Below are 11661 nucleotides of genomic sequence, written 5' to 3' on the forward strand. Positions count from 1 at the left end.
TTCTCCTGTTCAGAACCGTCCGGAATGCGCCGAAGACGGCCATAAAATGTCTCATCTCTTATTGTTATATATTTCTGATATATCAGAATGAATGTGAAAGCAAGACTACTTATGAAGAGGCGGAGCCATCAACCAACTAACACTTTGTTTTAATGGAGAGATATGGACAAAAAAAAGCCCCTGCCGAATCCGGCAGGGGCTCAATCTTCACTTCATTATTCGGGATCAGTAATTCTGGAACCCGTATTTTTTCTCATGGCTGAGGCCCATATAGACACAGACACACATGGCAAGCAGAACCAGGGTGAAGGGCAGCCCTACTGTGATCGCCGCCGCCTGAAGCGCGGTCAAGGCCTCGGCCCCCCCGCCAAACAGCAGGACAGCTGCTACTACGCCTTCAATCACCACCCAGAAGGTACGTTGCATGGCAGGCGCATCCACCTTGCCACCGGCGGTGATCGCATCAATGACCAGCGATCCACTATCCGAAGAGGTGATAAAGAAGACCAATACCAGCACAATCCCCAAGGCAGAGGTGATGGTCGCCATCGGCAGGTTCTGGAGCATCTGGAACATGGCCAGCTCCACTTTATCAATACCGTTGGCCAGGGCACCAACACCGTTTTGCACCTGATCCAGGGCGGATCCGCCAAAGATCGACATCCAAACCAGGGTCACGAGCGTCGGTACCAACAGGACTGCAACGATGAATTCACGAACCGTCCGGCCTTTGGAAATGCGGGCGATGAACATGCCGACGAACGGGGACCAGGAAATCCACCAGGCCCAATAGAAGACCGTCCAGCCCTGCATCCATGCCTCGTCCGACCGGTCGACCCAATTGGAAAGCGGCACGATATTCATCAGATAATGCAGCAGGGTATCACCCATGGTGATGAAAATAATGGCGGTCGGACCAGCAATGAGCACAAACAGCATCAGCAGCCCGGCCAACCCCATATTGATGTTGGAAAGAACCTTCACGCCACCATCGAGCCCGCGCAAGACGGAAACCAGCGCAACGGCCGTCACCCCGACGATGATCGCCACCTGGCTGTTGATCCCTGCCTTGATGCCGAACAGAAACTCCAACCCAGCGGAGGCCTGCTGTGCCCCAAACCCCAGCGAGGTCGCAAGACCGAACAAAGTTGCCACCACCGCGATCACATCAATCAGATGGCCAAACGGCCCCCAGGAATGATCCTTGATCAGCGGATAAAAGGCTGACCGGATCGTCAGCGGCAATCCTTTGTTATAGGAGAAGAAGGCCAATGACAGGGCCACCACCGCATAAATCGCCCAGGGATGAAGCCCCCAATGGAACATGGTCGCACTCATCGCCATCGGGGCCGCTTCCGGGCTGTTCGCGGTCACCCCCAGCGGCGTTTCATACCAACCGGTGAAATAGGCTGTCGGCTCTGCCACCGACCAGAACATCAGGCCGATCCCCATGCCGGCCGCGAATAGCATCGCGAACCAGGACAGCCTGGTAAATTCAGGTTTTGCGTCCGGCCCCCCCAGCCGGATCTTACCGACCGGCAGGATGATCAGGGCCAGGCTGAACAATACAAAGATGTTGCCTGCCACCATGAAAAGCCAGTCAAACTGGCCGATGGACCACCATTTGGCGCCATCAAACCACCCTTTGGAGGCTTCCGGTGCCATCAGGACACCGACCACAAACAGAATTACCAGCCCGCTTGCGATCCAGAAGACAGGATGATGCACATCCATGCCAAAACGCTGGAGATTGTCCTGCCCCAGCTCGTAATCTGTATCATAAAGTTTTTTGTCGCTCATACCGCAACTCTCCCCTTGAATAAGGCTTGAATCACGCACGCAAATTCGTGGATTTTTTTCTTCTCCTGCGCACGCCGTGCGCGGCCTCTCGGAACCGCCATTACAGGGCCGACACATTATGCATCGACCCAGCTTCACCCGGCTGTTCAACCCGGGCATTCCCAGTCCGTGATTTTTCCGGCCTCAGACCCGGCTCTGTTAGAATTGGCCGGGCTTCCCATGAATGCCGGACACGGAAACAGGTGCTCCTCGTCCTGCCTCAAGCCTAGGCCGGGGCGGATTCATAAATCAAGTCAAATAATTAGGAAGATGTGCCTTCAGGGCCGAAAGGCAGGCTGAGCCTAGCGTCGTAGTTTTCTAATAAACTGCCGTTGATGTGTAATTGTCCGCTGTTTTTTTCACGCAGGATGGCAGTATTATATCCCTCGAAGTCTGGGGCCGCCGATCTGCGGCCCCTCTTTTTTTATCAGCAGGACTGCCAAGATGGGATGACTGATAAGTTTATTGGCGCCTACCATAGTGGGTTCTGCCACACAGGTGATCAGGTTGGTCGGGCCAACGGCGCCCCGGCATCGCCGCTTGTCTTGTCATTAACGGTCCGGGCCATGTCAGGCTGTCTCTGTTGGCCGGTGACCTGGGCCGCGATCCCCGGCAGCAGGGAAACACCTTGTTTGGCCTTTGGCACCCGGAAACCGGGCACATGGAAGTCATCCAGCAGGTTTTCCTCGAACGGGAAGCGCGAGAGAATTTCAACACCTGTGTCAGTGATCAGGCATTGCTGCTCCAGCTTAACCCCTTCATGACCGCCATTTTCGCCGATATAGGCCTCGACACAGATGGTCATGCCGGGTTCCACCACGCCGTCATACCCGGCCGCCGGATAGTCCTTGCGATGATAGAGATAGGGATATTCACCGGTCATCCCCACCCCGTGGGAGGAAAGGTAATAACGGTTGTCGATATATTTTTCCGGGATCGTCCAGGCTTGTTCCGAATATTCCTGGAAGGTGAGACCGGGCTTCAGGATTGAAATATTGTGATAAACCTGCTCCAGCGCCACCTTATAGAGCGTCTTCTGGTCTTCCGACGGCCTGGCCGGCCCCACATGAAAGGTGCGGGAAAAATCGGAATAATAGCCAAAACAGCCCACTACATCCGTATCCAACGCCACCAGGCTGTTGGCACCGATCACATGGTCTGAGCTTTCCTGGAACCAGGGATTGGTGCGCTCACCCGCGCTCAAAAGCCTGGTCTCCACATAATCGCCATTCTGGGCAATCACCGCCTGATGAAGAATCGACCAAAGCTGGTTTTCCGTCATTCCGGGACGGATCGCATCGCGCAGCATGGAAACACCGCGTTCGGTCGCCCGCAAGGAGGCCTCAACGCATTTTATTTCTTCCGCCGACTTGATGCAGCGCGCCATCTCAACCGGTTCCTGTGCATCAACAATGCGCACGCCCAGCTCCGCCAGCGCCAGCGCGGTCCCGGCATTCATCCGTTCCAGGCCCACCGTCACCCCGGCCCCGGTCAACTCGGTGATGGTTGCCAGCATTTCCCGGGCCCAGCCCCGTTCACGCTCGGCAATCTGGGGACCGGCAGCCACGAAACTGGCGGTCATGGCGGCACGAACCTCATCCACAGTATCCAGACCAGCGGACAGATGCTCACAGCCGGTGAATTCATAGAGAATTGTGCGGCCTTCGGTGATCAGCAGATAGCGCGACGGGGTATTGCGGGAACAAAAGACCTGCATGTTGCGGGCGTCAGAGGCATAGCGGATATTAATCGGGCAGGACAGGACGAGCGCCCCGATATCCCGTTTCTTCATCTCCCGGCGGATGCTCGCCAGGCGATATTGGCGTACCGCCTCCATATCGATATTCAGATCCACAGGCTCACGGTCCAGGAACGCCAGTCCCTTCAGGTCGCTTCGGTCCGCATGCCAGTCGAACATGGTCATCAAGGTGATCTCCAACATTCCCAGAAGTAATTGAAGATCAGCCTATATCGCCGTTCAAATCGGTTAAATCCCCTGAATATTCATGAATTATGATAACTATTAGTTATTAAAATTCTCATTCTGCTGCCAAAACCAGTTATAGACCAGGCGCAAATCATCCGTGAGCGGCCGTTTTTCATTAAGCGCTAGGAAGTAACCGCGGCCCGTCTGGATTGAGACATCCATCACCTTTGTCAACGAGCCTTGCTCCAGTTTGGCATCCAGAAGATAACGCGCACCAAGCGTCACCCCCTGCCCCCGTTCAGCAGCATCGATCAGCATTGTGTAATTGTTGAATTTCTTGGCAATCTGCAGCCCCTGGCAATCCTGCCCCAAGCGGGTCAGCCAGATCTTCCAGTTAATCCAGTTTGGCTCGATCCGTTCAAAATCCAACAGGTCATGACCAAACAGGATAGCCGGATCATCACCTTCAATAGGATGACGCTCCAGATAGTCCGGCGCGGCCACAGGGAACAGTTCCTCCGCAAACAGCTCAATCATCGACCAACCGATCCGGGTGCCCGGATCATAGGCCAGCGCAATATCCACATCGTCGGAAAACTGGTCGCGAGTCAGGTCCGAGGTAATAACGCGGAAACTGATCGGGTGTCCCGGATGCGCACGATAAAACTCATTAATCGCGTTTGACAGCCAGAAATGTGAGGTTGCCGTATTGGCCGAGAGGGTCAACACCGGGCGATCCTGCTGCTTGGCTGTGATTCCTTCGACACTGTCCGCAAGATAATTGAAGGAGGCATTGACCTTTTCCTGCAATAGCTGCCCTCTGGCAGTCAGCAAGACCCGGCGCCCCGAACGCTCAAAAAGCGTAACGCCCAGATGATCCTCCAACAACATAATCTGCTTGCTGACCGCCGCCTGGGACACATGCAGCTCTTTCGCCGCGGCGGTGAAATTGCCATGACGCGCCGCAGCCTCGAACACCATCAAGCTGTTGAGCGGCGGTAGACGATGACGAAAACTCTTCATAACCATTGATTATCCAAATTGATAAGAATTCGGTGCATTGACGCAATATGCATCGCAACCATACTTTCCTGAAAACAAAAATAACAAGCCTTCACAGGCATAAATGGGGAATACCCGGTGAAAAATCCGCCGGTGATGGACGCAATACACATAAAGGATAGTTATTACAAAAATCCTGATTATTGCGTTCGCCGCCATCTCTTTTGCACCCGGCAGTGCCACTTCGGTGCCCATCTGGACAAGACCGGCATGCGCCCCGACGCCCCTGGCGACATGCCTGGAAACCATTGAACAAGAAAGGGGAACCCACTGTGAATCCCAAACATGTCAAAGTCGGCCTGTCGGAGCGCGGGCTTTATGCCGGCCTCAACCCGCCGGTCACCCTGGCCAGCAAAGCCGTTGTGGCTTTGCTGGTAATCTATGCCGCCGCCTTTCCCGACCATGCGGTCTCGGCCCTTGGCCAGCTGAACAGCCTGTTGCTGGCCACCTTCAACAGCTATTACATCTATGCCGTCGCGCTGTTCCTGATCTTTTGCCTGTTCTGTGCCTTGAGCCCGTTCGGCAAAATCCGGCTCGGTAAAGATGACGAGCGGCCTGAATTTTCCTTCTTTGCCTGGTTCTCGATGATGTTTTCCGCCGGCATGGGCATCGGCCTGATGTTTTATTCCATCGGCGAGCCGCTTTATCATTTCCAGACCAACCCGGAATTGATCCAGACTGGCACTGAGGGCGCCACATCAGCCGCGGTTTCAAGCGCCATGCGCTATACCTTCCTGCATTGGGGCCTGCATGCCTGGGGCGTCTATGTTGCTGCCGGTCTGGCCATGGCCTATTTCGCCTATCCCAAGGGCCTGCCGCTGACTATCCGCTCGACCCTGTTGCCATTATTCGGCAAACGCCTCAACGGGCCTCTTGGCCATGTGGTGGATATTCTGGCCGTGGTGGCCACCACCCTTGGCATCGCCACCTCCGTCGGGGCCGGTGTGACCCAGCTGGTTTCCGGCACCGAATATATCTTTGGCATCGGCGGCCTGGTGGATGCCGAAGGCGTGCCCTCCCCTGTCGCCATCATCACCGCCCTTCTGGTGATCATGGTACTGGCAACCATCTCCGCCGTGACCGGGGTTAAACGCGGGGTCAACTGGCTCAGCCAGATCAATATGTATCTGTCTTTCGGCCTGCTGGGTTTCTTCCTGCTTGCGGGTTCCACCGCCTACGGTTTCGGCTTATTCGGCGAAAGCCTGCTGGATTACGGTGCCAATCTGATCCCGCTTACCTTCAATGTCTGGGACGCCACCACAGATCTTGGTCAATGGCAGACGGGATGGACCATTCTTTATTGGGCTTGGTGGATTGCGTTTGCTCCTTTTGTGGGTCTGTTCCTGGCACGCATTTCCAAGGGCCGCACCATCCGTGAATTTGTCTTTGGCTGTGTCATTGTGCCTTCGCTTATGTGTTTCTTGTGGATGAGCATGCTGGGCGGCACCGGACTGGATCTGGAACTGAATGGCCCGGCAAAAGGGGCGATCATCGCAGCTGTTGGCAGTGATATCGGATCGGTCCTATTTGTCACCATCGGCATGCTGGACAGCGGCCTTTTGGGCGGCATTGTCTCCATCGCCTGCGGCATTTTGATCATCACTTACCTGGTGACCAGCGCCGATTCCGGTGTCCTGGTCCTGAACACCATCATGGCCGGCGGCAACAGCGAACCTGACACCCGGCACCGTATTATTTGGGGCACGATCCTGACCCTCGTTGTCGGATCCCTGCTGCTGGCAGGCGGCCTGGGCGCGATCCAGAAAGCCATGATCATTGGCGCCCTTCCCTTCAGTCTGGTCATGGTGCTGATGTGTATCTCCATGACCAAATCGCTTTTCCAGAGCCGCCGCGAAGGGCAGAGCCCCATGGCTGTCGAAAAGGCATAATTTTTCTAACCCAACCCGCAGCTTCCCAAAAAAATGCGGGGCGACCTCGGGGGAGCGGTTTTTTGAACTGCTCCCCTTTTTTTGGGGGGACAGGGTCTGATGACTAAAGCGGTCAGGGCAGTGGTCGATACCGGTTTTCCACCCTCCGGCGCGCGCATTCATGGCGTCCGGAACCGGGCCGTTACCGCCCGTCACTGAATTCCGGAAACGTCACGAATTTGGTTAAAATCAGCCTAGACGCGCGTCAGAATACATGAATTTTCCCAATATTATCAAAACCCTAACAAACCACCTCTCCAAAAGGAGAAAATTCCGACACTCCCCCGCTTGACCTTCCACCAGGGGGAAGCCCTATATCCCTGTTGATCGACCAACTATTGGACCCTTTTTACTATGAAACTATTCATGGCCATATTGCTGACATTGGGGCTCGCCGTATCCGGCGTGGCCAATGCCGCCATGACCATGGATCATAATGGGGCCGGTCCTTCTGCGCTTGCGTCTCAAGCCAGTGATACCGGCATGGCCGATCATGTGGAGGGCGACGATCATCCCCCGGCCAGCCATCATACGGACAGCGCGGCCTGTTCCGTTTTTTGCACCGGTGTTTCCCCCATCCTCAGCAACGGATTAGCGCAACATGCATCGCGACCACTGCGTTTCATGATTGAGGATGTCAACCGTCAGGGCCAGATGCACCTGCCACCGGAACGCCCCCCCCGCGCCTGACAGGCCCGGCCGCATGCAATTTGCCCTTCTGCCTCGCCAGATGGGTTCCCGCGGTCGGCTCCATAGACTGAATTTCCTTTGAATTCCCGCGGTTCGGTCCAAGGACCAACCCACAATATGAAAAATCTATGGTTTTGCAGGTTCGGAAGCCTAGGGTCACGGTTCTTACCGGGTCCGGCCCGCCTGCGGCCCGAAAGGCACGATGATGAAAAACTTCACAAACAAAACCCGCCAATCCCTCACCGCAATTGGCCTGATCATGGCACTTGGTTTGGGCACCGGCTATGCCCTCGCCTCGCCCGGCGGCAACCATAATGACGCCATCGGCAAACCCGGCCAGGAAGCGACCGTCGACCGGGTGATCGAAATTAGCCTGGACGATAACTATTTCGACCCGGAAAGCATCGAGATCCGCTCGGGCGAAACGATCAAATTCATCCTCTCCAACCAAGGCGACGGCCTGCATGAATTTAATCTCGGCACGCCGGAGATGCATGAAGCCCATCAGGAGGAAATGGCCGAAATGATGGAAAGCATGAATATGGACGGCATGGATCACGGATCCATGATGGGTATGGATCATGACAGTATGGGCATGAGCAATATGGACAAGGGCAACATGGAAATGGGCGGCATGGAGCATGACAGCCCCAACAGCGTCTTTGTCCAACCCGGTGAGCAGGCCGAACTGATCTGGACCTTCGGCGAGGCGGATAACCTGGAATTCGCCTGCAATGTGCCGGGCCATTATGACAGTGGCATGGTCGGCGCCTTTAAACAGGCCGGTCCGGCAGACGCCTCCTGATTCCGTTTCATACAACTAAGAGCAATAGAAAATGAGCTTCCTTAATCAAGCGAAGCCGGTTGCGGCTGCCCTATTTCTGGGCAGCCTCTCCCTGGCCTCCCTGTCGGCAAAGGCCGGCATTTATAACCTGACCATTGACGAGGTCATGACCGATATAGGCGGAGAGCTGCGCCCCGCCATGGGCATCAACGGGCAGATCCCGGGCCCCGAACTGCGGTTCCGGGAAGGTGAAGAGATCACCTTGAATGTCACCAACAACCTGGAGGAAGACAGCTCAATCCATTGGCACGGGCTGATCCTGCCCTACCAGATGGATGGCGTCCCCGGCATCAGTTTCGACGGCATTAAGCCAGGCGAGACCTTCACCTATAAATTCACCGCCAACCAAAACGGCACCTATTGGTACCACAGCCATTCCGGCCTGCAGGAACAAGCCGGGGTTTATGGCCCGCTGGTCATTGATGCCGCCAAACGTGAGCCTTTTCGGGTCGATCGGGACTATACCATCCTCCTGTCCGACTGGACCAATGAGGACCCCAATGATGTTCTGGCCAACCTGAAAAAGCAGAGCGATTATTACAATTACGGCCAGCGCACGGTTGGTGATTTCTTCGAAGATGTGGCGCAAATCGGCCTGGCCGAGACGATCAGCGACCGTGTTGCCTGGGGCAATATGCGCATGACACCGACCGATATTGCCGATGTCTCCGGCTATACCTTCCTGGTCAACGGGCGCAATCCGGATCAGAACTGGACCGGGCTGTTCAAACCAGGCGAGCGGGTGCGCCTGCGTTTCATCAACGGTTCTGCCATGAGTTATTTCGATGTCCGCATCCCGGGCCTGGAAATGACCGTGGTCCAGGCGGACGGCAATAATGTCAAACCGGTAAAAGTGGATGAGTTTCGCATCGCCGTTGCCGAAACCTATGACGTGATTGTCCGCCCCAAAGAGGATACAGCCTATCAGATCCTGGCAGAATCCATCGACCGCACCGGCTTTGCCCGCGCGACCCTGACCGCAGAAGAAACGACAGCAACACCGGCCCTGCCCAAGCTGCGCGAGCGTCCGTTGCTGACCATGGCCGATATGGGCATGGATCACGGCGCAATGGAGATGGACGCAAAGGGTGAAACCGGTGACATGGCCGGCATGGATCACAGCAATATGGCCGGCATGTCCGGTGACGCTATGAAAAGCGGCATTGCGCCGGAAGCCGCCAATGGCGGCAAGATCCTGGTCTATGGCGATCTGAAATCCCTGAAGGCGGTTGAGGATTACCGCGCGCCCGAACGGGAGATCGAATTGCGGCTGACCGGCAATATGGAGCGCTATTACTGGTCGATCAACGGGATCAAATATTCCGATGCAGACCCGGTGAAACTGGCCTATGGCGAGCGGGTCCGGATCAAATTCGTCAATGAAACCATGATGAGCCACCCTATGCATCTGCACGGCATGTGGATGCAACTGGATACCGGCAAGGGCGAGTTTAACCCGCTCAAACATACGGTCAATGTGCCCCCCGGCCAGACATTGACGGTGGATGTGACCGCCGATGCGCTGGGCGAATGGGCCTTCCACTGCCATCTGCTCTATCACATGGCGACCGGCATGTTCCGCAAGGTCGTGGTGGAGGAGACCCCGGACCTCTCATCGTTGACCGCACCGGTAGGAGAGTGATCATGACCATGAATGTAAAAGCAACCGGTCCGGCGACCCTGCTGTTGATGGCGGCACTCCTGACCAGCTCCGCCCGGGCGGAGGTGAGCGACAATGCCATCCATTACCTGATCCAGGCGGAAGAGTTTGAATATCGCTATGGCGAGGACCAGGACAGCCTGAATTGGGACATCCAGGGCTGGGTCGGCACGGACGAAAACAAAGCCTGGCTGAAGACCGAGGGTGAAAAGATTCTGGGCGGGGATTTGGAATCCGCACAGGCGCAATTGCTCTACAGCCGCAATATCTCCGATTTCTTCGACCTGCAGGCGGGCCTGCGCCAGGATTTCAAGCCGGAACCGGAACGCACATTCGCGGTGCTTGGTTTCCAGGGGCTGGCCCCGCAATGGTTCGAGGTTAATCTTGCCTCTTTCCTCAGTGACGATGGCGATCTCTCGGCCAGGGTCGAGGCAGAATATGAGCTGCTGCTGACCCAGAAACTGGTGCTTCAGCCCTCTCTTGAAGTGAACGCCGCCTTCCAGGAGGTACCCAACCAGGAATTGGGCAGCGGCTTTAACGATTTGGAGCTGGGCCTGCGCCTACGCTACGAGATCGAGCGCGAGTTTGCGCCTTATGCCGGTCTCCAGTGGGAACGCAAACTGGGCGAAACCGCCGACATGGCCCGCGCCGAGGGGGAGGAGGTTTCTGCCACCGCCCTGGTGGCGGGGATCAGCTTCTGGTTCTGACGGACAGAGAATATGAAGCGGTTCATCCTGGCCGGCCTGGTTTTGAGCGCTCTGCTCTCGATCCTGGCCGGCCTCGCCACCTTCACCCATCACTGATCAGCAACAGGCACCGGCGCAAATCCGCCGGTGCCCCTTCCCTCAAAAAATGGATATCCTGACCCCGCTTCACGACCTGACCGAATGGGTGATCGGCCCAACCATGCAGCACAGCCACTGGTGGTTTCATGTGGTGGTGCATATGTCAGTGGTCTTTGTGCCCCTGGCTTTCCTGACCCTCTTCCTGGCATTGATCGGGCATCTGACCGGAAGGTTGCGCCGAGCCATCCGGCAAAGGAGCCTTTCCGGCCATCCGCTGCGCTATTTCTACCGCCACAGCCGGCGGGCACAGATCCTGCTGTTGATGATGGCGCTTGCTTCCTTGCCGATCTTCTATGCCAGCCTGGAACTGCCCAAAACCATCATCAATGAAGCCATAAACGGCGAGAATTTCCCGTGGATCTTCGTAGGATACTCTTTCGACAAAATCTCATTCCTGCTCTTGCTCAGCTTTGGCTATCTAGCGGCGGTCGCCGGCACGGGCTATGCCAAATTCCTGATCAATCTGTGGCAGGGCCGTCTGGCCGAACGCATGACCAGGCGGTTGCGCCTGAAAATCCTGCGCCGCTGGCCCGCGCGTGCAGCGGAAACGGGCCAGGCCGCCATGATTCCGCTGCTGACCCAGGAGGTGGAGCCGATCGGCGGCTTTTCCGGCGAGGCCTTCGTCTTGCCGCTGCAGCAGGCGGGCACCTTCTTCACCATCCTCACCTTTTTCTTCCTGCAGGATCCGGTTTTGGCGGCCGGCGCGCTCACCCTGGTGCCGCTGCAGATCTATCTGATTCCCCGGCTGCAAAAGCGGGTGAACCGCCTGGCTGACGTGAGCCCTTAAAACTCCTCCAAAAATGAGTAGAGTCCGTCCAATAAAAGGAGACGGACATGAAGCGCAGTCGATTTAGCGAAGAACAGAT

General features: G+C 56.3%; 9 protein-coding genes. 6 read left to right on the forward strand and 3 right to left on the reverse strand.

The window, feature by feature from the left end; all coding sequences use genetic code 11:
• Positions 1 to 225: 225 nt before the first annotated feature.
• The 3 genes from DFP90_RS18025 to DFP90_RS18035 form a co-directional block, all read right to left on the reverse strand.
• Positions 226 to 1800 (reverse strand): BCCT family transporter, encoded by a 1575-nt coding sequence (locus tag DFP90_RS18025; RefSeq protein WP_115937953.1) that lies wholly within the window; start codon positions 1798 to 1800, stop codon positions 226 to 228.
• Positions 1801 to 2341: 541 nt separating this feature from the next.
• On the reverse strand, positions 2342 to 3763 hold the full coding sequence (locus DFP90_RS18030; RefSeq protein ID WP_115937999.1) for a M24 family metallopeptidase: 1422 nt from the start codon (positions 3761 to 3763) through the stop codon (positions 2342 to 2344).
• A gap of 99 nt (positions 3764 to 3862) precedes the next feature.
• Positions 3863 to 4789, reverse strand: a complete 927-nt coding sequence (locus DFP90_RS18035) for a LysR substrate-binding domain-containing protein (RefSeq protein ID WP_115938001.1) — start codon at positions 4787 to 4789, stop codon at positions 3863 to 3865.
• Between the two features lie 311 nt (positions 4790 to 5100).
• Between DFP90_RS18035 and DFP90_RS18045 the strand changes: the two genes are divergently transcribed.
• From DFP90_RS18045 to DFP90_RS18070, 6 genes are all read left to right on the forward strand, one after another.
• Positions 5101 to 6717 carry a BCCT family transporter gene (locus tag DFP90_RS18045; protein ID WP_115938003.1) on the forward strand — a complete coding sequence of 539 codons (1617 nt, stop codon included), beginning with the start codon at positions 5101 to 5103 and terminating at the stop codon, positions 6715 to 6717.
• A 405-nt stretch (positions 6718 to 7122) separates the two neighbouring features.
• Positions 7123 to 7446, forward strand: a complete 324-nt coding sequence (locus tag DFP90_RS18050; protein ID WP_115937958.1) for a hypothetical protein — start codon at positions 7123 to 7125, stop codon at positions 7444 to 7446.
• Between the two features lie 202 nt (positions 7447 to 7648).
• Positions 7649 to 8251: a cupredoxin domain-containing protein gene (locus DFP90_RS18055; protein WP_218044721.1), complete on the forward strand. Its 603-nt coding sequence runs from the start codon at positions 7649 to 7651 to the stop codon at positions 8249 to 8251.
• A 31-nt stretch (positions 8252 to 8282) separates the two neighbouring features.
• On the forward strand, positions 8283 to 9932 hold the full coding sequence (locus DFP90_RS18060; RefSeq protein ID WP_115937960.1) for a copper resistance system multicopper oxidase: 1650 nt from the start codon (positions 8283 to 8285) through the stop codon (positions 9930 to 9932).
• Between the two features lie 2 nt (positions 9933 to 9934).
• The gene (locus DFP90_RS18065) at positions 9935 to 10657 is read left to right on the forward strand and encodes a copper resistance protein B (RefSeq protein ID WP_115937962.1); all 723 of its coding nucleotides are present in this window, start codon (positions 9935 to 9937) and stop codon (positions 10655 to 10657) included.
• Between the two features lie 145 nt (positions 10658 to 10802).
• Positions 10803 to 11582, forward strand: a complete 780-nt coding sequence (locus DFP90_RS18070) for a hypothetical protein (protein ID WP_115937964.1) — start codon at positions 10803 to 10805, stop codon at positions 11580 to 11582.
• The last annotated feature ends 79 nt before the right edge of the window (positions 11583 to 11661 follow it).

Source organism: Aestuariispira insulae (genome assembly GCF_003385955.1).
Taxonomy (GTDB): domain Bacteria; phylum Pseudomonadota; class Alphaproteobacteria; order UBA8366; family Aestuariispiraceae; genus Aestuariispira; species Aestuariispira insulae.